Below are 21,653 nucleotides of genomic sequence, written 5' to 3'. Positions count from 1 at the left end.
CAGACCCGGAATGCCCGGTCCGCCTTCTTGATGCTAGGGGGTCGCCCGCCCGTCCCGGTGGGATCAGGACGGGCCGGCCGAAGGCGCCGTCAGGTCGTAGAAGGTGGCCCCGCCGATGGTGGTGGCCTGGAACGCCCCCTTCACCCAGCTCTCGATGGCGCTGCCCGCCGCCCCGCCCGGTCCGCCGCCGCCCTCGCGCGTTCCGCCGCCGCCCGAGGCGATGAACCAGTGGATCCGCCCGGCCTTCACGTACGCCTGGAACCGCTCCAGGGTCGGGGAGGGGTCGCTGCCGTTGAACCCGCCGACCGGCATCACCGGGGCGCCCGAGGCCAGCTGATAGCTCGCCGCGTTCTGGGAGCCGATGGCCGCCGCCGCCCAGGTGTAGTGGTCGGCGGCGGCGCGCAGCGCGGTCGTCGCGGCGGCGCTGACCTTGGTCCCGCCGAGCAGCCCACCGGCCCCGCCCATGCCACCGGGGCCGCCGGGTCCGCCGCGGCCGGTCCGACCGCCCTGGGCCGGCGGGAGTCCGGCTCCGCCGGGGCCGCCGAAGCCGCCGCCCGGAATCCCCGCGCCGCCGGCCCCGCCCTGCGCTCCGCCCTGCGGCGGGGCCTCCCCGGCCGGGCCGAACCGGCCCGGCGCACCGCCGCCGCCCGGGCCCCCGAACCCGCCCCGGCCGCCCGCCACCGCCGGACCGGCCGTCACGATGGAACCCGTGTGCCCGGCGGCGACGGTGGTCAGGCAGTACGCGAACGGCCCCGCGAGCGCGGCGCCCAGGCCGACGGCGGCCACCGCGCGCAGCACCCGGCGGCTCCCCCGCGCGGCGAACGGCAGCGCCACCGCCGCCCCCAGGCCGGCGGCCAGCACCGTCCAGCGCAGCCACGGCAGGTACCCGGTGGAGCGGCCGAGCAGGACGAAGGCCCACCACGCGGTCAGCGCGAGCGTTCCGGACAGGGTGAGCGCGGCGGCCCGCCCACCGCGTTCCTCCCAGAGCACGGCGGCGCCCATGCCGACCAGCGCCGCCACGAAGGGCGCCAGCGCCACCGTGTAGTACTCGTGGAAGATGCCCTGCATCCAGCTGAACACCACCGCCGTGATCAGCAGGCATCCGCCCCAGGCGACGAAGGCCGCCCGGGCCATCCCCTCCAGCGAGTCCGTGGCCCGCCGGGCCCGCCAGGTCATGACCAGCCCGGTCACCAGGAACACCAGGGCCGCGGGCAGCAGCCAGGAGATCTGGCCACCGATGTTGTCCGAGAACAACCGGTCGATACCGGTCTCCCCCCAGCCGCCGCCCCCCGGCCCGCCGGCCCCGCCGCCGCGGGCCGCCCCGCCGCCGACGCTGCCCGTCTCATCACCGCTGATCCGGCCGAGGCCGTTGTAGCCGAGGGTCAGCTCCAGGAACGAGTTGTGCTGCGAGCCGCCGATGTAGGGGCGGGAGGTGGCGGGCCACAGCTCCACCACCGCCACCCACCAGCCGCCGGCCACCAGCGCGGCCAGCGCCGCCGCCAGCAGCTGCCCCAGCCGGCGGCGCAGCCGCGTCGGCGCGCAGACCCCGTACAGGACGGCGAGCGGCGGCAGGATGACGAACGCCTGGAGGGTCTTGGTCAGGAAGCCCAGCCCCACCGCGACCCCGGCCCAGAGCAGCCACCGCGTGTGCGCTCCCTCCAGGGCGCGCAGGACGCAGTACACGGTGACGGTGAGCAGCAGCGTCAGCAGCGCGTCGGGGTTGTTGAAGCGGAACATGAGCGCGGCGACGGGCGTCAGGGCGAAGGCGGTCCCGCTCAGCAGGGCCGCCGCCGCCCCGAACTGGCGGCGTACGGCCGCGTACAGGACGGCGGTGGTGGCGACGCCCATCAGGGCCTGCGGGAGGAGGATCTGCCAGGAGCCGAGTCCGAAGAGGCGTACCGACAGCGCCATCGGCCACAGGGCGGCCGGGGGTTTGTCGACGGTGATGGAGTTGCCGGCGTCGGACGAGCCGAAGAAGAAGGCCTTCCAGCTCTCGGAGCCGGCCTGGACGGCGGCGGAGTAGAAGGAGTTCGCGTAGCCGGAGGAGCCCAGGTCCCACAGCAGGAGCAGGGCGGTGGCCAGCAGCAGGACGGTGTACGCGGGCCGTTCCCAGCGGGGCCGGGCGTCCGTGGCGCGGACGGCGGCGGGCAGGGGGGCGGCGGGCGGGTGGAGCGGGAACGCGGCCGTGGTCACGGACCCTCCTCGGTGGTCGCGGAGGCGCGCTCGGGGAAGACCCAGGCGCGCAGGAGCAGGAAGCGCAGCACGGTGGCGGCGAGGTTGGCGGTGATCAGGACGGCCAGTTCGGTGCCGTGGGCGGGCTCCGCGGTGGCCGCTCCGAGCGCGGCGAGCGACCCGCTGGTCAGGGCCAGCCCGATGCCGAACACCACGAGCCCCTGGGCCTGGTGGCGCACCGCCCGGGCCCGCCCGCGTACCCCGAAGGTGAGCCGGCGGTTGGCGGCGGTGTTGGCGACGGCGCACAGCAGCAGCGCGGCCGCGTTCGCGCCCTGGGGGCCGGCCGCCTGCCGCAGGGCGGAGTAGAGCAGCAGGTAGAGCAGGGTGCTCAGGATGCCGACAGCACAGAACCCGAGCAGCTGCCGGGCCAGGCCGCGCGGCACCCCGGGCAGCGCGCCCCGGTCGCGCGGGTCGTCGCCGAAGGGGCGGGCGAGCCGGTCGAGCGGGAGCGCCCCGACGGCCAGGGCGCGGCCCACCCGCCAGACCCCTTTGAGGTCCTCGGTGGCGGTGCGGACGAGGTGGACGCTGGAATCGGGGTCGTCGACCCAGTCCACCGGCACCTCGTGGATCCGCAGCCCGGCCCGCTCGGCGAGCACCAGCAGCTCGGTGTCGAAGAACCAGCCGGTGTCCTCCACCAGGGGCAGCAGCCGCTCGGCGACCTCGCGGCGGATGGCCTTGAAGCCGCACTGGGCGTCGCTGAAGCGGGCGGCGAGCGAGGAGCGGAGCAGCAGGTTGTACGCGCGGGAGACGAACTCCCGCTTCGCGCCCCGCACCACTCGCGCGGAGCGGGCCAGCCGGGTGCCGATGGCCAGGTCGGAGTGACCGGAGATGAGCGGGGCCACCAGGGGCAGCAGTGCGTTCAGGTCGGTGGAGAGGTCCACGTCCATGTAGGCGAGGACGGGCGCCTGCGAGCCGCCCCAGACGGTGCGCAGGGCGCGGCCGCGGCCCTTCTCCTCCAGCCGCGTGGCGCGCACCTCGGGGAGGGCGGTGGCGAGGGCCGCCGCGATCTCGGGGGTGCGGTCGGTGCTCGCGTTGTCGGCGATGGTGATGCGGAAGGGGTAGGGGAAGGTACGGGCGAGGTGTGCGTGGAGGCGGCGCACACAGGGGCCGAGGTCCTCCTCCTCGTTGAAGACCGGGATCACCACATCGAGTACGGGCACACCGGGCAGGGGCGCGAGGGGCGCCCGGGCCGGGAGGGCTCCGGGAGAGGTGTCGGTTGTCATGCCCCGAGATTCGCGGGGCGCCCTGTCACCGCTGTGTGGTGTGCCTGTGGCCCCTCTGTGAGTCCCCGGCCGGGCCGGCGGAGAGCGGCAGCAGCACCTCGAAGGCGGTGTGTCCGGGCCGGCTGCGTACGTCGACGCGCCCGCCGTGCGCGCCGACGACGGCCTCGACGATGGCGAGGCCGAGGCCGGTGGATCCGGCGGCGCGGGAGCGGGAGGCGTCGCCGCGGGCGAAGCGCTCGAAGACGTGGGGCAGCAGCTGGGGCGGGATACCCGGCCCGTCGTCCTCGATCCGCAGCCGGACGGCGGATGTTTCACGTGAAACGTGGGCCGTGACGGTGGTGCCGGGCGGGGTGTGGGTGCGGGCGTTGGCGAGGAGGTTGACCAGGACCTGCTGGATCCGGGCCGGGTCGGCGCGTACCGGGGCGGGTTCGGCGGGCAGGTCGAGGCGCCAGTGGTGGCCGGGGCCGGCGGCCCGGGCGTCGCTGACGGCGTCGACGACGAGCGGGGCCAGGTCGGTGTCGGTGTCGCCGGTGTCCAGCGGGCGGCCCGCGTCGAGCCGGGCGAGCAGCAGCAGGTCCTCCACGAGCCCGGTCATCCGGGTGGCCTCGGACTCGATCCGCCCGAGTGCGTGGCGGGTGTCGGGGCCGGTCTCCTCCCGTCCCCGGCGGGTCAGTTCGGCGTACCCGCGGATGGAGGCGAGGGGGGTCCGCAGCTCGTGGCTGGCGTCGGCGACGAACTGGCGGACCCGCATCTCGCTGTGCTGGCGGGCGGTGAGCGCGGAGGAGACGTGGCCCAGCATCCGGTTGAGCGCGGCGCCGACCTGCCCCACCTCGGTGCGGGGGTCGGCCTCGGCGTCGGGGACCCGTTCGTGGAGGGCGGGCTCGCCGCTGTGCAGGGGGAGTTCGGAGACGCGGGTGGCGGTGGCGGCGACCCGGCGCAGCGGGCGCAGGGCGACCCCGATCAGGGCCTGTCCGGCGAGGGAGGCGGCGATCAGCCCGGCGAGGGTGACGGAGACCTCGACGCCGACGAGGGTGCCCACCGTACGGTTCACGTCCCGCAGCGGGATGGCGAGGACCAGGCCGCCGTCGGGGGAGACGCGCACCCGGTAGGCGCCGAGTCCGGGGAGGTCCGCCTCGACCGTTCCGCCCGACCTGCCCGTTCCGCCCCGTCCGCCGGGGCCGGCCCCCTCGCCCGACCCGGCCGCCCCGGGGTTGCCGGGGGCGCTGCGGCGGGCGACGGCGAGGAGGGCGCCGGTCTGGGCCTGCCCGAGGGGGCGGACGTGGTCGAGCGGGGACCCGTCGCCGGAGGAGCTGAGGCCGGAGGCCAGCACCTTCCCGTCGGAGCCGATGCGGACCCCGGCGGTCCCGGTGGGGTTTCCCGGGGCCAGGACGAAGCCGATGCTGTTCTCGCGGGCCGCCTTCCCGGCGCCGGGCCCCCGTACGGCCATGTCCACGGAGACGCCGAGCTGCTCGTCGAGCCGGTCGACCAGGTACGAGCGCAGCGCGAGGGTGGTGACGGTCCCGATGGCCGCGCCCACCACGGCGATCAGCGCCACCGCCGAGACGACGAGCCGGGTCCGCAGGGACCAGGGGCGCCGGCGGATCCGGGGCGGGCGCAGGGCCACTACTCGGCCGGCTTGATCAGGTATCCGGCGCCGCGCCGGGTGTGGATCATCGGGGGCAGGCCGGTGCCCGCCTCCAGCTTGCGGCGCAGGTAGGAGATGTAGAGCTCGACGACATTGGCCTGGCCGCCGAAGTCGTAGGACCAGACCCGGTCGAGGATCTGCGCCTTGCTGAGGACCCGGCGCGGGTTGCGCATCAGGTAGCGCAGCAGCTCGAACTCGGTGGCGGTGAGGTGGACCTCCTGGTCTCCGCGCACCACCTCGTGGCTGTCCTCGTCCAGGCGCAGGTCGCCGACGGCCAGGACCGATCCGCCGCGGGCGGCCTGGGCGGCGCCGGAGCGGCGGACGAGGCCGCGCAGCCGGGCGACGACCTCCTCCAGGCTGAAGGGCTTGGTGACGTAGTCGTCGCCGCCCGCCGTCAGACCGGCGATCCGGTCCTCGACGGAGTCCTTGGCGGTCAGGAAGAGCACCGGGACCTGCGGGATCTCGCGGCGCAGCCGGCCGAGCACGGCCAGGCCGTCCATGTCGGGGAGCATGATGTCCAGGACCACCACGTCGGGGCGGAACTCCCGGGCGGCGCGGACGGCGCCGGCGCCGTCACCGGCGCTGCGGACCTCGCAGCCCTCGTAGCGCAGGGCCATGGACAGCAGCTCGGACAGCGAGGCCTCGTCGTCGACGACGAGGACCCGGCAGGGTCCGCCGTCAGGCCGCACCAGGGCCGTCGGGGTGCCGGTGGACGTGGACGCGTGGGAGGTGGTCGTCGCGGTCATGACCTCACGCTGGCCGCCGCCTCTGAGAGCGTTCTTGCCCCTTCCTGTGAATCTCCTGAGAAACGTCCTCAGGCTGCGGGAGGGGTGGTGAGGCCGAACAGACGGGCGCCGTTGTCGTGGCAGACGGCCCGCAGCCAGTCGTCGCCGAGGCCGAGCCGTTCGAGTGCCTCCAGCTGGTGCTCGTAGGGGTAGGGGATGTTCGGGAAGTCGGTGCCGAGCAGAATCCGGTCGCCGAGGTCGGCGAGCCGTCCGAGCTCCCCGGGCGGGAAGCCGCGCAGCCGCTCGGCGAAGTCGGTGAAGACCATCGTGGTGTCGAGGCGGACGCCGGGGTGGCGGCCGGCGAGGTCGAGGAAGTCCGCGTACTCGGGCATCCCCAGGTGGGCGACGATCAACGGCAGGCCCGGGTGGCGCTCCAGCAGCCGGGCGACGGGCCCGGGGCCGGTGTGCTTGCCGGGGACCGGCCCCGAGCCGCAGTGGATCACGGTGGGGATCCCGGCCTCGGCGAGCAGCCCCCACACCGCGTCGAGCAGCTCGTCGTTCGGGTCGTACGCGCCCACTTGAATGTGCGCCTTGAAGACACGGGCCCCGTCCGCCACGGCCCGCCGGACGTACTCCGGGGCGTCCGGCTCCGGGAAGAAGGTGGCGGTGTGCAGGCAGTCGGGGGTGCGGGCGGCGAATTCCGTGGCCCAGGAGTTCAGCCAGGCGGCCATGCCGGGCTTGTGCGGGTAGACCATGGAGGTGAAGGCGCGGACCCCGAACGCGCGCAGCAGCGCGACCCGCTGCTCCTCCTCGTGCCGGTAGGTGATGGGCCAGGCGACGCCGGTGAGCGGGCCGATGGCGTCGAAGTAGTCCCAGACCTTCTCCAGGACCCGGCCGGGCATGAAGTGCGTGTGGACGTCGACCAGTCCGGGCAGCCCCAGCCGTTCCCGGAAGGCACGGACCGCCTCAGCCGTTGCGGACAAAGCCGTGGCTCCGCTCGACGGTCGCGACGTGCAGGGTGTAGCCCTCGTACCAGTCGGCGCGGCCCCGCTCCATGGCAGCCCGGTGCTCCATGTCCTGCCGCCAGGCGCCGAGCGCGTCGTGGTCGCGGAAGTAGGCGACGGTGATCCCGAGGCCGCCGGGGGTGCGTGCGGACTCCTGGCCGAGGAAGCCGGGGACGGCGGCGGCCAGCTCGTCCATCCGGTCGGCGGTCTCGGCGTACCCCTCGTCCCCGGCGGTGCGGACGTTGCTGAACACAGCCATGACATAAGGCGGTTCGAAGGCCTGAACGGGTTGCGTGGTCATGCCCCCACCCTCGGCGGGCGGGCCCAGGCGTGTCCACCGCGAACGCCCCCGCGCGCCCGAAGGGATCCAAGTTTTGACCTTGCTCCGGCGCGCGCCGCCGCACCGCCGGAGTCGGCTCAGAACAGTCCGTCCTGCTCCGCCGCCGGAAGCACCGGGGCGATCTCCGCGAGCGGCACGTCGGTGACCGCTTCGGCGGCCGCGACGCCCAGTCCCCAGCCGGCCATCAGCCGGGTGTCCACCACCAGCCCGTCCGCGAAGTGCAGGTCCGGCCCGGCCGCCGCGACGAGCACGCCCGCCACCGTCCCGCCGGGCACCAGCTCGGTGACCGTCCGGGCCGGGACGGGCGGCCCGTCCGGCCAGAACACCGTGGCGTGGTCGGTGACCTCGCAGCCCACCCGCTCCAACGACTCCGGCCAGCCGGGCAGCCCGGCCGCTCGCGCGTGCAGCCCGGCGACCTCCCGGGCCCGCTCCGGCGCCGGCGGCAGGTGGCCCCGTACGGCGCGCTTGCGGGCGTACGCGATCCGGTCCGGCACCCCGAGGGCGGCGCGCAGCAGCTCCTCGGTGCGCCGCGCGGCCATGAGCGGCCCGCGCCCCAGCCAGGCCCAGGTCACCGCCCCCTGCTCCAGCAGCCGGACCGGGCCGCGCTCCTCGGCGGTGATGCCGACCTTGACCAGGCCGGGCCCGAACCACGCCAGGTACACCCGGTAGGTGCGCGGGTCGGCGGCGTTGGTGTCGGCGGCCACCGAGAAGGACCGGTCGAGGCGGGCGCACTCGGGGCACTGCGCCCTGCCCGTGCGGCCCGGCACGGTCCGCGCCGTCGGGCACGGCGTCCGCTTCCCGGCGCGCCGCACGCCGAGGCAGCGCCGCTCACCGTCCACGGTGAAGCCCAGCCGCACCCCGTACGCGAGCCGGCTCGCGCTCTCCTGGCCCCGCGGGCCGTACCAGCCCAGGGCGGGGTGCCCGTCGCTCCACCGGAGCCCGGTGCTGCGCCAGCTCACAGCGGGAGGGGCCGCTCGAAGAAGGTGTCCAGGACGACGGTGGCCTGGGTACCGCTGACGCCGTCGATGGCGTAGAGGCGCCGCAGTACGTCCTGGAGCTGCCCGGTGGTGGCCGTGCGCACCTTGACGAGGACGGCGGCGCTGCCCGCGATGACGTGCGCCTCCTGTATCTCGGCGATGGCCGCGAAGGCGTCCCGGGAGTCCCCCACCCAGGCGCGGGACTCGACCATGACGTAGGCGAGCACCCCGCTGCCCACGGCGGCCGGGTCCACGTCGACGGTGGTCCGCCGGACGACCCCGCGCTCGCGCAGCTTGCGCACCCGCTCGTGGGTCGCCCCGGCGGACAGCCCCACGGCCGCGCCGAGGGCGGCGTAGGACTGCCCCGCGTCCTGCTGGAGACGCCGCACCAGCGCCCGGTCGATGTCGTCCACGCGGTGTTCCTCCCCGGGCCCACGGCCCACGGCTGCTCGTGCGAAGACGGTACCGGCCCCGCGCCGCCGTGATCACACCGAACGGGATGCGGCGGGACCGCCCTACCGGGCGACGAACTGCGTGAGGATCGCCTGCACCTCGTAGATGTCCACGCCCTTGGTGAAGGTCTTCTCGATCGGCGCCGGCGTACCCGATATCCAGATCTTGAGCTCGGCGTCGAGGTCGAAGTGCCCGGCCGTCTCCACGGAGAAGTGCGTGATGCTCCGGTACGGGATCGAGTGGTACTCCACCTTCTTCCCGGTGAGCCCCTGCTTGTCGACCAGCACCAGCCGCCGGTCGGTGAACAGGATCGTGTCCCGGATCAACAGGTACGCGGCATGCACCCGCTCCCCGTCCCCCAACAACCGCGCGAAGTCCCGCTGCGCCGACCCGGCATCAACATGATGCGCGTTCCCGAACAACCCCACGAAGTCCCCCTCGAAAGCGTCAAACCCACCGGACCCCTCGAAGGCTAACCACGCCGATGTCAACACAACGCAAGAGGCCCCCCGGCGAACCGGGGGGCCTCTTTCGGCTGTGCACTCGGCAGGATTCGAACCTGCAACCTTCTGATCCGTAGTCAGATGCTCTATCCGTTAAGCTACGAGTGCTTGGGCTTCCCGGGGTTTTGCGCCCCGTTGGCCTTGCGAGAACAACAATACATGGACCTCGGCGGGACGCGAAATCCATTAGCTCCGACCCGTCTGACCTGCGGAAACAGGTTCGACGAAGATCGTCGGGGGGTGTCTGGGGGGCGGGGCGGTTACCCCGCTGGGGGGATTCGAAACCTTGAGGGCCGGGCCAGTCGGGCCGGGACGCACCGAAGCCCCGGTCCGTGGGACCGGGGCTTCGTGAGTGCGGAGGCGGAGGGATTTGAACCCTCGATGGGGTGTAAGCCCCAAACCGCATTAGCAGTGCGGCGCCATAGACCGGACTAGGCGACGCCTCCAGCACACCTTCGCGTACGAAGGTGCGTGCAGATGATGACACAGGCGCGGGGCCGCTCACCAATCCGCCTCCACGGTACAAGGAGCCGGGGTCGCAGGGCAAAGGCTTAAGCCGACGCAACGTCGGGCCGTGCTCCTCGTTGGTGAGGGCGTACGTCGTACGGACGACCTGGAGTGCCCCATGCTGCGTCTCGCCGCTTTCGCCGTCACCTCCGCCCTGGCCGCCGCGGCGGCCGGACCACTGCCACCGCTGCCCCTGGGACGGCTGCTGTCCTCCCCCGACCGCCTCACCATCGCCATCTCCGCCACCGGCAACCGCCAGGTCGACGGCGAGTACCGGCTGGAGTGCCGCCCCGTCGGCGGCGATCACCCGGAGGCCGAGAAGGCCTGCGCCCGTCTGGATGAGTTCGCCAGGGAGGGCAAGAACCCCTTCGCCCCCGAGCCCAGGCGGCAGATGTGCACCTTCCAGGACGGGGGGAACGCCACTGCCCGCGTCACCGGAACCTGGCACGGACAGAAGGTGGACAGCACCTTCCGGCGGAAGAACGGATGCGACATCAGCAGGTGGAACGACCTGGAACCTGTGCTTCCGAGTGCGCGTTCCTGACCTGGGCAGATGTGGCGGATGCGCGGTTTCCCCCGTCCATCCGCCACCGCCCCGCGGGACGGTGCCCTTAGACTCCTCCCGTGACATGCCGGTAGTCGTGGTCAGGGAGGAAGCTCGTCGTGAGCAGCAGGCCATCCCGAGGCGCTGCTCGCCTCGCAGCAATACTCGACGCTCTTCCGGACGCGCTGTTGCTCGTCAACGCCAACGGCACGGTCGTCAACGCGAATTCGATCGCGCTTGAGGTCATGGAGAGTCCCGGCACGGGACTCGTCGGCCGCGGCGTGCTGGATCTGCTGCCCGAGTTCGACTCGAAGCTGATCCCCGGATCGATGCGCCGTCCGGGCGACGACGAGGACGGCCGGCCCCGGCCCAAGCGGATGACCGCCCGCCGCACCGACGGCAGCGAGTTCCCCGTCGAGGTCACCGCGGCCCATCTCGACGGCCGTGACGCCTACCGCGAGCCCCAGCCCGGCTACACCGGCGACGAACTGCTGATGCTCGTCGTACGGGATCTCTCCGAAACCGTGGACACCGAGGCCGAGCTGGCCCGCTCGCAGCGGCAGACCGAGATGATCCTGCGCGCCGCCGCCGAGGGCGTCGTGGGTACGGACACCGACGGCCGGGTCGTGCTCGTCAACCCCGCCGCCGCGCAGATCCTCGGGTACCGCGCCACCGACCTCGGCAACCGCGAGCTGCACGGGCTCGTCCAGCACTCGCGCGCCGACGGCTCCCCCTTCCCCTTCGACGAGTCCCCGCTCGCCGACACCCTGCGCAGCGGACGCAAGCACCGGGTCCGCGGCCAGGTGCTGTGGAACAAGGCCGGGCAGCCCGTCGCCGTCGACCTGACCACCTCGCCCGTACGGGACGGGGAGCTGCTGGTCGGCGCCGTCATGACCTTCACCGACCGGCGCCCCTACGACGCCCTCGCGGCACGCCACGCCCAGCTGCTCGCCGTCCTCGGCGAGTCCCTGCGCGGGCCGCTGGAGGAGCTGCGCGGGGAGCTGGCCACGCTGGCCGCCGACGACGCGGGCCAGCTGTGGCCCGAGGCCAACCAGCTGCTGCACCATCTGGCGGCCGGCTACTCGCGGATGACCACCCTGGTGGACAACGTGCTGGGCTACCAGCGTCTCGACGCGGGCACCGAGAAGCTCCGGAAGAAGAACGCCCTGATCAACACGGTCGTCGCGGCCGGTATCGACGGCGCCGTCGAGCTGATCGGCCCCGGGCGGGCGCAGTTCGCCGTGCACGCCCCGACCATCGAGGCCGAGGTGGACGCCCGGCACATCGCGACCGCCCTCGCGCACCTGGTCGCGGACGTCGCCGGGGTCGACGCCACCGGCAAGACCCCCCAGGGCAGCGGCTACATGGACTCCACGATCGTGGTGGCCGCCGCGCAGCGCGGTGACGTCGTACGGATCGAGGTGCGCGGCCCCTACGAGGGCGGCGACCCGGTCCACGAGCCGATCGTGCGGGGCATCGTCGCCGCGCACGGCGGGGTCCTGCAGACGGTGGAGGTACCGGGCGCACCCGGTGGGGCGTACGTACTGGAACTGCCGCTCGGCTCGGGAGCCGGAACGGTGACCCTGCCCGAGCCGGAACCGGAAGCGGAGCCCGAGCCCGCGGCGGCCGCGGGCGGAGCCGGCCCGTCGGGGCCGGTGGCCGGTCCCGCGGCCGGTCCCGGCGGGCGGCGGGCCCGGCGCGGGGTGGACGCCTTCCTGGACGACGAGGGCGACCGGGCGAAGGCCCCCGAGGGCGGGGGCGCGCTGGCGCTGCCGTCCGGGCGGCGCCGCGCCGACGGCACCCCCGCCGACGTTCCCCCCGCCGACGTCCCCTCCGGGCCGGCCGAACTCGCGCAGTCCCCGGTGAACCCGGCCGGGCTGGGCACCGGGCGCAGGCGGGGCCGGGATGGCGACGGCAGCGAAGCCGCCGCCCTCGGACCGGTGCGGCCGGGCGCCGGGCGGCCCGTGCCGCCGCAGGGCACCGCGATGCCGGCGCTGCCGCCCGTACCGGCGGTCGCGCCGGTGCCCTCCGTGCCCTCGGTGCCGGTGACCGAGCACCCCGCCGGACGCCGCCGGGCCCTGGGGTCCGCCGCCGCGCCGGCCCGCCCCGGCTCGGGGCCGGTGCCCGCCGCAGGGCTCTCGGCTCCCGCCGCGCAGCGGCCGATCGCGCCCGAGGGCGGCTTCGCGCTGCCGGCCGGGCCGCAGCCGTCCGTTGCCGCGCCCGTAGCCGCCGCGGGGCCCGTGGCCACGACCGAGGGCGACGCCGATGCCGACGGGCCGGCCGGGCGCCGGGCACGCCGGGTCCTCGGCGCGCCCGCGGACGCCGACCAGCGAACGGCACCTCCGGCGCCCGTGACCGGCCCCGACTCCGCCGCCACCTCCGCCCCCGCCGACGGGGAAGCCGTACCGCCGACCGGGCGGCGGCGTGCCCTGCCCGCGACGCCCGCATGGCCCGTTCCGGCGGCCCGGACCGCCCCCGAGGACGGCGACGGCGCCCCCGGTCAGGCCGCCGTACCCGCCGCCCGGCAGCCCGGCGACGCCCCGGCGGGGGCGGCGCAGCCGATCAGCGTGCGCGCGCTCGGCACCCTGGGCCAGGGCATCAGCATCGACGCCGGCGCCACGAGCGGCGGCGGCTCCGGCTCCGGCCGGCGGCGCCGGCTCTCCGAACCGGCCCCCCAGGGGCGCGCCTTCGCCATAGGGGCGCCCGAGGCGGGCTCCGCCGAGGGTCCCGAGCCGCTGGACGGGCCCGGTGGGGCCGTCGAGGTGGTCAACCGCCCCGTGCCCGCCCCCGTGGACGACGAGCTGCCGCCCGAGCCGCTGGACAACCCGCGCCGGCTGCTGGTGTGGCCCGCGCCGGACGCGCAGACGCAGCAGGCGCTGAGCGAGCGCGGCTACCGCCCGGTGATCGTGCACTCCCGCGAGGAGGTGGACGCGCAGATCGCGGCGTTCCCCGCCGCGCTGTTCGTCGACCCGCTGACCGGGCCGATCACCCGTACCGCCCTGCAGTCCCTGCGCCAGGCCGCGGTGGCCGCCGAGGTCCCCGTCCTGGTGACGGCCGGGCTGGGGCACGCCACGCGCGAGGCGGCGTACGGGGCCGATCCGGCGGTGCTGCTCAAGGCGCTCGCGCCCCGCGACAGCGAGCAGCATCCCTCCCGGGTGCTGCTGATCGAGGAGCACGAAGAGATCGCCACCGCGCTGACCGCCGCGCTGGAGCGGCGCGGCCTCCAGGTCGCGCGGGCGGGTGCCGACACCGACGCGGTGGAGCTGGCGACCCGGATGCGGCCCAACCTGGTGGTCATGGACCTGATGCAGGTACGGCGGCGCCGGGCCGGGATCGTGGACTGGCTGCGTGCGAACGGGCAGCTGAACCGCACCCCGCTGGTCGTCTACACGACCGCCGGGATCGAGCCGGCCCAACTGCCGCGGCTGGCCTCCGGCGAGAGCGTGCTGTTCCTCGCCGAACGCGCCACCACCGCAGACGTACAGGGCCGCATCGTGGACCTGCTGGCCAAGATCGGCACCAACTAGCCATCCTGGCCCGATGGCCCTCACGAACACGTCCGAGCACTCCGTCCCCGCCGACAACGGCGAGGTGAACCTGCTGATCGCGCGACAGGTCGAAGCCGGGCACGAGGAGGCCTTCGAGGCCTGGGCCCACGGCATCCTGGAGACGGCCGCGGGCTTCCCCGGCCACCTCGGGTACGGGCTCTTCCGGCCGGCCGCGGACGGCGGTCCGTGGTTCCTGGTCCACCGCTTCCGCGACCAGGCCGCCTTCCAGCGCTGGCAGGAGTCCCCGGAGCGGGCGCAGTGGTTCTCCAACTGCCTGGGCCACCACCACACCGAGATAGCCCGGCGCGAACTGCACGGCATGGAGACCTGGTTCGCCAAGCCGGGTACGGTCCGGGCCGCACCGCCGCGCTGGAAGATGGTGATCAGTTCGGGGCTGGCCATCTTCCCGATCTCGCTGGCGGGCAACGCGGTGCTCGGGCCGTACCTGGTCGACGTGAACTTCTTCCTGCGGACCGCCGCCTTCGCGGTGGTCTTCAGCACCCTGATGACCTACGTGGCCATGCCCGCCGTCAGCCGGCTGCTGCGGCCCTGGCTGTGGCGGGGCTGATCAGGCCAGGGTGGTGACGTCCAGGGCGCCGTCGGCGTACTGCTTGCGGATCACCTTCTTGTCGAACTTGCCGACGCTCGTCTTCGGCACCGCCGCCACGATGGCCCAGCGCTCCGGCAGCTGCCACCTGGCGATGGACTGCCCGAGGAAGGCCCGCAGTGCGGCGTAGTCCGCCGTGGCTCCCTCCTTGAGGACCACCGTGGCCAGCGGGCGCTCGCCCCACTTTTCGTCGGGGACGGCGACGACCGCCGCCTCGGCGACCTCGGGGTGGGCCATCAGCGCGTTCTCCAACTCGACGCTGCTGATCCATTCCCCGCCGGACTTGATGACGTCCTTGGCCCGGTCGGTGAGGGTGAGGTAGCCGTCGGGGCTGATGACGCCGACGTCGCCGGTCTTGAGCCAGCCGTCCTCGCTGAACTTGTCGGCCGGGCGGGAGGGTTCGCCGTTCGCTCCGCCGTAGTAGGCGCCCGCGATCCAGTTGCCGCGCACCTCCAGCTCGCCCGCCGACTCCCCGTCCCAGGGCAGCCGGTCGCCACTCGGGCCGACGAGGCGGGGCTCGACGCCCGCCGGGAAGCGGCCCTGGGTGACCCGGTACGGCCATTCCTCCTCGGCGCTCAGGCCGGCCGGCGGGTGCGCCATGGTGCCCAGCGGGGAGGTCTCCGTCATGCCCCACGCGTGGCACAGCCGGACGCCGAGCTTGTCGTAGGCCTCCATCAGCGAGGGCGGACAGGCCGCGCCGCCGATGGTGACCTGCTTCATCGAGGTCAGGTCGCGCGGGTGGGCGGTGACCTCGGCCAGCAGCCCCTGCCAGATCGTCGGGACGGCCGCGGCGTGCGTGGGCTTCTCCCGCTCGATCATCTCGGCGAGCGGGGCGGGCTGCAGGAACCGGTCCGGCATGAGCAGGTTGATGCCGGTCATGAAGGTGGCGTGGGGCAGGCCCCAGGCGTTCACGTGGAATTGCGGGACCACGACCAGGCTGGTGTCCTTGGCGGTCAGGCCCATCGACTCGCTCATGTTGACCTGCATGGAGTGCAGGTAGATCGAACGGTGGGAGTAGATGACGCCCTTGGGGTCCCCGGTGGTGCCGGAGGTGTAGCACATGGCCGCGGCCTGGCGCTCGTCCAGCTCGGGCCAGTCGTAATGGTCGGAGCGGCCTTCCAGCAGCTCCTCGTACTCGTGCACGCGTACGCCGAGCCCGTCGAGGAGGGAGCGGTCGCCGGTGCCCACGACCACGACGTGCTCGACGGTCGGCAGGTGCGGCAGCAGCGGCGCCAGGAGCGGCAGCAGGGTGCCGTTGACCAGTACGACCCGGTCGGCCGCGTGGTTGACGATGAAGACCAGCTGCTCGGGAGGCAGCCGCAGGTTGAGCGTGTGCAGGACCGCGCCCATGGACGGGATCGCGAAGTACGCCTCCACGTGCTCCGCGTTGTTCCACATGAGCGTCGCGACGCGGTCCTCCTGCCGTACTCCGAGCTCGTCGCGGAGGGCGCCGGCGAGGCGGTGGGCGCGGGTACCGATCTCGGCGAAGCTGCGGCGGTGCGGCTCGGCCTCCCCGGTCCAGGTCGTGACCTGGGACTTCCCGTGGATCGTCATCCCGTGCTGCAGTATGCGGGTGACGAGGAGTGGTACGTCCTGCATGGTGCTCAGCAAAGCGTCCTCCCGGTGAGCGCTGCGGCGCTGCGGCGGCTGTCGGATGCTGCCGATTCTGTGCACATACCGGTCGGCATGTCACTACCCGGGGGTACAAACGGCGGGGCGGAGCTCTGTGGATCCGGTCACCGTTTCACGTGAAACAGCGCGGTGGACCGGGTCACCGTTTCACGTGAAACATCGCCGTGGGCGGCCGGACGCCGTTTCACGTGAAACATCTCGGACTCAGCGGACCGGGGTGAGCTCCGGGTCTTCGCGGAGCTTGCCGAGCGCGCGGGAGACGGCGCTCTTGACCGTGCCGACCGAGACCCCGAGCAGTTCGGCGGTCTGCGCCTCGCTGAGGTCCTCGTAATAGCGCAGGACGACCATGGCCCGCTGCCGGTCGGGGAGCCGGGTCACGGCGCGCCACATCGCGTCGCGCAGCGCCTGGGCCTCGGCGGGGTCGGAGCCGGGCGTCTCCTCGCTCTCCGGGAGCTCGTCGCAGACGTACTCGTCGACCTTGCGCTTACGCCACTGGGAGGTCCGGGTGTTGACCAGGGTCCGCCGGACGTAGCCGTCCAGGGCCCGGTGGTCCTCGATGCGGTCCCAGGCGACGTAGGTCTTGGTGAGGGCCGTCTGGAGCAGGTCCTCGGCGTCGCAGGGGTTGGCGGTCAAGGACCGCGCGGTGCGCATCAGGACCGAGCCGCGGGTCCGTACGTACGCCGAGAACGACGGGTACGGCGTCGGGTTCGAGGCGAGCGTGCACACAGGCGTGGTCATGGCTCCACGCTAGGAGCGGCCGGCGCCCCTGGGATCGGCCGTAGGTGCCGAAGCGGGGTCCGTCTCAGGTTGTAGGCCCGGCCCGCGCCCCACCTCCTGTAGGTGGAGGAGGCGGGAGCGCACCGGGACCGCGGTCAGGTGTCGGCCCCCAGGATCAGGCCGGAGGTCGGAACGCCCGTCCCGGCGGTGACCAGGACGTGTCCGGCGCCCGCGACCTGGTTGACGGAGGTGCCGCGCAGCTGGCGCACGGCTTCGGCGATGCCGTTCATGCCGTGCAGGTAGGCCTCCCCCAGCTGGCCCCCGTGCGTGTTGAGCGGGAGCGCGTCGTCGGCGACGAAGTCCGCGCCCTCGCCCGGACCGCAGAAGCCGAACTCCTCCAGCTGCATGAGGACGAAGGGGGAGAAGTGGTCGTACAGGATGGCGACGTCGATGTCCGCGGGCCGAAGCCCGCTGGTGCGCCAGAGCTGGCGGGCGACCACGTCCATCTCCGGGAGCCCGGTGAGGCCGTCGCGGTAGAACGAGGTCATCGCCTCCTGGCGGCGGCCGGCTCCCTGGGCGGCGGCGGTGATCACGGCGGGCCGTCGGCGCAGGTCCCGGGCCCGTTCAGCGGTGGTGACGACGAGGGCCTGGCCGCCGTCCGTCTCCTGGCAGCAGTCCAGCAGCCGCAGCGGCTCCACGATCCAGCGGGAGGCGGCGTGGTCGGCGAGGGTGATGGGCTTCCCGTGGAAGTACGCGGCCGGGTTGTTCGCCGCGTGCCGGCGGCCGGTGACCGCGACGTGGCCGAAGGCCTCGGGGGTCAGCTGGTAGGCGTGCAGGTAGCGCTGGGCGGCCATCGCCACCCAGGACGCGGGGGTCAGCAGGCCGAAGGGCAGGGACCAGCCGAGAGCCGCGCCCTCCGCCGAGGGCTCGCGCTGCTGGACCCCGGAGCCGAATCGGCGGCCGGAGCGCTCGTTGAAGGCGCGGTAGCAGACCACCACCTCGGCCACCCCCGTGGCCACGGCGAGGGCGGCCTGCTGGACGGTGGCGCAGGCCGCGCCGCCTCCGTAGTGGATGCGGGAGAAGAAGGAGAGGTCTCCGATGCCGGCCGCCTGCGCGACCGTGATCTCGGGACTGGTGTCCATCGTGAAGGTGACCATGCCGTCGACGTCGGCGGGGGTGAGCCCGGCATCGTCCAGCGCGGCGTGGACCGCCTCGACGGCGAGCTTGAGCTCGCTGCGGCCGGAGTCCTTGGAGAACTCGGTCGCGCCGATTCCGGCGATGGCGGCGCGGCCGCCGAGGCCGTCGCGGGTCCGGACGCTCATGCCCCCGCCTCCGGGGCCGTCGGTACACCCGGCACGTCTCGTGCGCCCCGTAGGCCGGCCACCGTCACGGTGCCCGTGACGTGGTGGCCGATGCCGTTGGCGCCGGTGATCCGGATCTCGGCGGTGTCCCCGTCGAGGGCGGTGATGGTGCCGGTGAGGGTCATCGTGTCGCCCGGGTAGTTCGGGGCGCCGAGGCGGATCGCGACCTTGCGCAGGACGGCGCGCGGGCCGAGGCGGTCGGTGACGTAGCGGCCGACCAGGCCGTTCGTGGTCAGGATGTTCATGAAGATGTCCGGGGAGCCCTTCTCGCGGGCGAGTTCCGCGTCGTGGTGCACGTCCTGGTAGTCGCGGGAGGCGATGGCGCCCGCGACGATCAGGGTGCGGGTGACCGGTATCTCCAGCGGGGGCAGTACGTCGCCGACGTTCATGCGTTCTCCTCCTCGGCGCCGGCCAGGGTGTCGCCGAGCTCGGCCAGTAGTTCGCTGCCGCAGCCCAGGTAGGCGTCCAGTTGGCGGCCCCACAGGAAGTGCCGGTGTACGGGATGCTCCAGGTCGGCGCCCATGCCGCCGTGCAGGTGCTGGCCCGTGTGGACGACCCGTTTGCCCGCCTCGGAGGCCCACCAGGCGGCCGTGAGGGCGTGTTCGCGCGCGTCGAGACCCTGGTCGATGCGCCAGGCCGCCTCGTAGGCGGTGACCCGGATCGCCTCGGTGTCCATGTACGCGTCGGCCGCGCGCAGCATGACGCCCTGGTTGGTGGAGAGCGGCCGGCCGAACTGCTCGCGGGTGGAGGTGTACGCCACGGCGCGGTCGAGCGAGCCCGCGCAGACGCCCGCCTGGAGGCCCGCGAAGGCGGTGCGGGCGGCGGCGAGTACGAGGTCGTACGGGCGGGCGCCGTCGGCGTCGCTCCGGTCGGCGTCCCCCAGCCGGTCCGCGGGGGCGCCGGTCAGGGTCAGCCGGCCGGCCGACCACGGGGCGGTCGTCTCCACCGGCTCGGTGAGCACGCCGGGCGCGTCCGTCCGTACGAGCCACAGCGTCCGGTCGGCGTCCGGGACGAGGACGTGCGTGGCGTCGCGCAGCCAGGGCACGGCGGGTGCGGTGCCGGTCAGGCGGCCGTCGGGCGCGGCGGTGATCCGGCGGCCGCGGGCCGGGAAGGCGCCGGTCGCGACGGCCTCGCCCGAGCCCAGGGCGGGCAGCAGTGCGGCGCGCTGGGCGGGGCTGCCGTGGGCGGCGACCGGCAGGACGCCGTACGCGCAGGTGGCGGCGTACGGGACCTGCGCGGTGGTGCGGCCCTGTTCCTCCAGCAGCAGGACCAGGCCGAGGAGTCCGACCTCCTCGACGGCGGCGATCAGTCCGGCGGAGGTGAGGGCCTTCCAGAGCTCGGCGTCGCTGTCGGTGCCCGCGGCGGCGAGGCGTTCGTGGGTGGCCAGGTCGCGGAAGATCCTGGCGGCCAGACCGGCCGCCGCGGCCTGTTCCTCGGTGGGGTGGAAATCCACGTCAGCCCGCCTCTCCGCGGAAGACGGGGAGTTCGAGCGTGTCGTCGACGCGCAGGAACTCCAGCTGGACGGGCAGGCCGATGCGCACCTTGTCGTAGGGCACGCCGGTGATGTTGGTGACCATGCGCACGCCCTCGGCGAGCTCGACGAGGACCACCGCGTACGGCGGGTCGAAGGCGGGGAAGGGCGGATGGTGCATGACGACGTAACTGAAGACGGTGCCGGCGCCGCTCGCCTCGACGGTGTCCCAGTCGGGGGAGGCGCAGGCGTTGCAGCCGGGGAGCCAGGGGAAGCGCAGGGTCGCGCAGGCGGTGCAGCGCTGGATCAGCAGCCGGTGCTCGCGGACGCCGTCCCAGAAGCCCTGGTTGTCGCGGTTGATGACGGGACGGGGGCGCTGGGGGCGGGGCTGGGCTGGGGGCTGATGCTGGGCTTCGGGCCGGGGGCGCGGGCTCGTGGCGGTGGCCGCAGGGGCGTACTTGAGGATGCGGAAGCGGTGCGTGCCGGCGAGGTGGCCGCCCGCCTGGACGTCCATGCGGGTGGTCACGAAGTGGCCGGTGCCGAGCTTGGTCGTCTTTCGGGGGGAGACCGACTCGATGACGGCGTCGAAGGTCACCGTGTCGCCGGGGCGCAGCGGGCGCAGGTACTCCTGCTCGCAGTCGGTGGCGACGACGGAGGTGCAGCCCGCGCCGTCGAGGAGCGCGAGGAGTTCGTCGTAGGCGCAGGAGCGGTCGGTGTGACCGGAGAGCCCGCCCATCGTCCAGGCCTGGAGCATGGTGGGCGGGGCGATGGCGTCCGGACCGGTGTAGGCGGGGTTCGTGTCCCCCATGGCCTCGCACCAGTGGCGGATCATCGGCTCGTTGACCGCGTCCTTGGCCCGGCCGGCGGTGGCGGCGGGCCGTCCCTCGAAGGCCTTGAGCCGGGCGTGGAAGCGTATGTCCTCGTCGGCGGTGTCCTTGGCGGGGCCTTCGGAGGTGTCCCCGGGGGTGTCCTCGGCGGTGTTCCCGGCCGTCGTCATCGCTTCCTGCCCTTCATGCCGAGCCGCATCATGGCGACGATCTCGCGCTGGACCTCGCTGACCCCGCCGCCGAAGGTGTTGATCTGGGCGGCCCGGTTCATCCGCTCCAGCTCGCCGCCCGCGAAGGCCCCGGGGCCCCGAATGAGGGCCTCCTCGCCGACCGCCTCCTGGCAGATCCGGTAGACCTCGACGGTGGACTCGGTGCCGAGGAACTTCACCCCGCTGGCGTCGCCGGGGGCGAGGGTGCCCGCGCCCACGTCCTGGACGAGGCGCCAGTTGAGGAGGCGTACGGCGGCCAGCCGGGCGTGCGCCTCGGCGAGCCGGGACCGCACCCAGGGCCGGTCGGCCGGGCGCTCGCCGGTGGCGGGGTCGGGCGTGCGGGCGTGGCGGAGCGCGCGCTCGTAGAAGTCCTCGGCCTGCATGCCGATGGCGGCGAGGGCGACGCGCTCGTGGTTGAGCTGGTTGGTGATCAGCCCCCAGCCGCCGTGTTCGGGGCCGACGAGGTGGCCGGAGGGGACGCGGATGCCGTCGTAGTAGGTCGCGGTGGTGGTGAGACCGCCGACCGTGTCGATGGGGGTCCAGGCGAATCCGGGGCTGTCGGTGGGCACCAGGATGATGGAGATGCCCTTGTGCTTGGGGGCCTCGGGGTCGGTACGGCAGGCGAGCCAGATCCAGTCGGCGTTCTGGGCGTTGGAGGTGAAGATCTTCTGCCCGTCGATCACCCATTCCGCGCCGTCGCGGACGGCGCGGGTGCGCAGCGAGGCGAGGTCGGTGCCGGCCTCGGGTTCCGAGTAGCCGATGGCGAAGACGAGCTCGCCGCGCAGGATGCGGGGGAGGAAGTACTCCTTCTGCTCGCTCGTCCCGTACTTCATGAGGGTGGGGCCGACGGTGTTGAGGGTGACCATGGAGACGGGCGCCCCGGCCCGGTAGGCCTCGTCGAAGAACACGAACTGCTCGTCGGGACCGCGTCCTTGGCCCCCGTACTCGGTGGGCCAGCCGATGCCGAGCAGTCCATCGGCGCCGACGCGCCGTAGCAGGGCGCGCTGGGCGGCCGGGTCCTCGGGTACCCCGTCCGGCAGCAGCTTCCGAAAGTACTCGCGCAGTTCGGCGCGCAGCCTCGACTGGGCTTCGGACGGGGCGAGGTGCACGGCACGGGCCTCCCGGCAT

19 protein-coding genes and 2 tRNA genes are annotated in these 21,653 nt (G+C 74.0%); 3 read left to right on the top strand and 18 right to left on the bottom strand.

The annotated features are described in order from the left end of the window. Positions 1 to 63 precede the first annotated feature (63 nt). From ACZ6ZT_RS20410 to ACZ6ZT_RS20360, 11 genes are all read right to left on the bottom strand, one after another. A complete protein-coding gene (locus ACZ6ZT_RS20410; RefSeq protein ID WP_469720928.1) occupies positions 64 to 2,193 on the bottom strand; it encodes a glycosyltransferase family 39 protein in 2,130 nt (709 codons plus the stop codon). Further along, positions 2,190 to 3,455: a bifunctional glycosyltransferase family 2/GtrA family protein gene (locus ACZ6ZT_RS20405; RefSeq protein WP_469720926.1), complete on the bottom strand. Its 1,266-nt coding sequence runs from the start codon at positions 3,453 to 3,455 to the stop codon at positions 2,190 to 2,192. The genes ACZ6ZT_RS20410 and ACZ6ZT_RS20405 overlap by 4 nt, the downstream gene beginning before the upstream one ends. A gap of 25 nt (positions 3,456 to 3,480) precedes the next feature. Then, a complete protein-coding gene (locus tag ACZ6ZT_RS20400) occupies positions 3,481 to 5,073 on the bottom strand; it encodes a sensor histidine kinase (protein WP_469721044.1) in 1,593 nt (530 codons plus the stop codon). A 5-nt stretch (positions 5,074 to 5,078) separates the two neighbouring features. Then, a complete protein-coding gene (locus tag ACZ6ZT_RS20395) occupies positions 5,079 to 5,846 on the bottom strand; it encodes a response regulator transcription factor (RefSeq protein ID WP_469720924.1) in 768 nt (255 codons plus the stop codon). Between the two features lie 68 nt (positions 5,847 to 5,914). After that, on the bottom strand, positions 5,915 to 6,808 hold the full coding sequence (locus ACZ6ZT_RS20390; protein WP_469720923.1) for an amidohydrolase family protein: 894 nt from the start codon (positions 6,806 to 6,808) through the stop codon (positions 5,915 to 5,917). Then, a complete protein-coding gene (locus ACZ6ZT_RS20385; protein ID WP_469720922.1) occupies positions 6,792 to 7,088 on the bottom strand; it encodes an antibiotic biosynthesis monooxygenase family protein in 297 nt (98 codons plus the stop codon). Before ACZ6ZT_RS20385 ends, ACZ6ZT_RS20390 begins: the two co-directional genes overlap by 17 nt. 158 nt (positions 7,089 to 7,246) lie before the next feature. Then, positions 7,247 to 8,128, bottom strand: a complete 882-nt coding sequence (locus tag ACZ6ZT_RS20380) for a DUF2797 domain-containing protein (RefSeq protein ID WP_469720920.1) — start codon at positions 8,126 to 8,128, stop codon at positions 7,247 to 7,249. Beyond that, positions 8,125 to 8,559 (bottom strand): Lrp/AsnC family transcriptional regulator, encoded by a 435-nt coding sequence (locus tag ACZ6ZT_RS20375; RefSeq protein ID WP_469720918.1) that lies wholly within the window; start codon positions 8,557 to 8,559, stop codon positions 8,125 to 8,127. Before ACZ6ZT_RS20375 ends, ACZ6ZT_RS20380 begins: the two co-directional genes overlap by 4 nt. Before the next feature lie 102 nt (positions 8,560 to 8,661). Then, positions 8,662 to 9,027: a PH domain-containing protein gene (locus ACZ6ZT_RS20370; protein WP_469720917.1), complete on the bottom strand. Its 366-nt coding sequence runs from the start codon at positions 9,025 to 9,027 to the stop codon at positions 8,662 to 8,664. A 110-nt stretch (positions 9,028 to 9,137) separates the two neighbouring features. Further along, a tRNA-Arg gene (locus ACZ6ZT_RS20365) sits at positions 9,138 to 9,210 on the bottom strand. A gap of 247 nt (positions 9,211 to 9,457) precedes the next feature. Further along, positions 9,458 to 9,548, bottom strand: a tRNA-Ser gene (locus ACZ6ZT_RS20360). 179 nt (positions 9,549 to 9,727) lie between these two features. Between ACZ6ZT_RS20360 and ACZ6ZT_RS20355 the strand changes: the two genes are divergently transcribed. The 3 genes from ACZ6ZT_RS20355 to ACZ6ZT_RS20345 all read left to right on the top strand — a co-directional run bounded on the left by ACZ6ZT_RS20355 (position 9,728) and on the right by ACZ6ZT_RS20345 (position 14,269). Further along, complete coding sequence (locus ACZ6ZT_RS20355) at positions 9,728 to 10,153, top strand: SSI family serine proteinase inhibitor (RefSeq protein ID WP_469721043.1); 426 nt, start codon at positions 9,728 to 9,730, stop codon at positions 10,151 to 10,153. 119 nt (positions 10,154 to 10,272) lie between these two features. Further along, positions 10,273 to 13,680, top strand: a complete 3,408-nt coding sequence (locus tag ACZ6ZT_RS20350; protein ID WP_469720915.1) for a response regulator — start codon at positions 10,273 to 10,275, stop codon at positions 13,678 to 13,680. Positions 13,681 to 13,693: 13 nt separating this feature from the next. Further along, positions 13,694 to 14,269: an antibiotic biosynthesis monooxygenase gene (locus tag ACZ6ZT_RS20345; RefSeq protein ID WP_469720913.1), complete on the top strand. Its 576-nt coding sequence runs from the start codon at positions 13,694 to 13,696 to the stop codon at positions 14,267 to 14,269. On the opposite strand, the gene ACZ6ZT_RS20340 is transcribed toward ACZ6ZT_RS20345, so the two are convergent. The 7 genes from ACZ6ZT_RS20340 to ACZ6ZT_RS20310 form a co-directional block, all read right to left on the bottom strand. Beyond that, the gene (locus ACZ6ZT_RS20340) at positions 14,270 to 15,919 is read right to left on the bottom strand and encodes a long-chain fatty acid--CoA ligase (protein WP_469720912.1); all 1,650 of its coding nucleotides are present in this window, start codon (positions 15,917 to 15,919) and stop codon (positions 14,270 to 14,272) included. It lies immediately after the preceding gene. Positions 15,920 to 16,144: 225 nt separating this feature from the next. After that, positions 16,145 to 16,678 carry a SigE family RNA polymerase sigma factor gene (locus tag ACZ6ZT_RS20335; RefSeq protein ID WP_469720911.1) on the bottom strand — a complete coding sequence of 178 codons (534 nt, stop codon included), beginning with the start codon at positions 16,676 to 16,678 and terminating at the stop codon, positions 16,145 to 16,147. A 134-nt stretch (positions 16,679 to 16,812) separates the two neighbouring features. Continuing rightward, on the bottom strand, positions 16,813 to 17,979 hold the full coding sequence (locus ACZ6ZT_RS20330) for a lipid-transfer protein (protein ID WP_469720910.1): 1,167 nt from the start codon (positions 17,977 to 17,979) through the stop codon (positions 16,813 to 16,815). Continuing rightward, complete coding sequence (locus tag ACZ6ZT_RS20325) at positions 17,976 to 18,407, bottom strand: MaoC family dehydratase (RefSeq protein WP_469720909.1); 432 nt, start codon at positions 18,405 to 18,407, stop codon at positions 17,976 to 17,978. The genes ACZ6ZT_RS20330 and ACZ6ZT_RS20325 overlap by 4 nt, the downstream gene beginning before the upstream one ends. Continuing rightward, complete coding sequence (locus ACZ6ZT_RS20320) at positions 18,404 to 19,471, bottom strand: acyl-CoA dehydrogenase family protein (RefSeq protein ID WP_469720908.1); 1,068 nt, start codon at positions 19,469 to 19,471, stop codon at positions 18,404 to 18,406. The genes ACZ6ZT_RS20325 and ACZ6ZT_RS20320 overlap by 4 nt, the downstream gene beginning before the upstream one ends. A gap of 1 nt (position 19,472) precedes the next feature. Then, on the bottom strand, positions 19,473 to 20,486 hold the full coding sequence (locus ACZ6ZT_RS20315; RefSeq protein WP_469720906.1) for a bifunctional MaoC family dehydratase N-terminal/OB-fold nucleic acid binding domain-containing protein: 1,014 nt from the start codon (positions 20,484 to 20,486) through the stop codon (positions 19,473 to 19,475). After that, positions 20,483 to 21,634: an acyl-CoA dehydrogenase family protein gene (locus tag ACZ6ZT_RS20310; protein WP_469720905.1), complete on the bottom strand. Its 1,152-nt coding sequence runs from the start codon at positions 21,632 to 21,634 to the stop codon at positions 20,483 to 20,485. Before ACZ6ZT_RS20310 ends, ACZ6ZT_RS20315 begins: the two co-directional genes overlap by 4 nt. Positions 21,635 to 21,653 lie beyond the last annotated feature (19 nt).

It is taken from the genome of Streptomyces sp. NPDC102258, assembly GCF_055584685.1.
The sequence above is the reverse complement of the archived record's forward strand: the minus strand, read 5'-3'. Positions and strand labels throughout refer to the sequence as shown.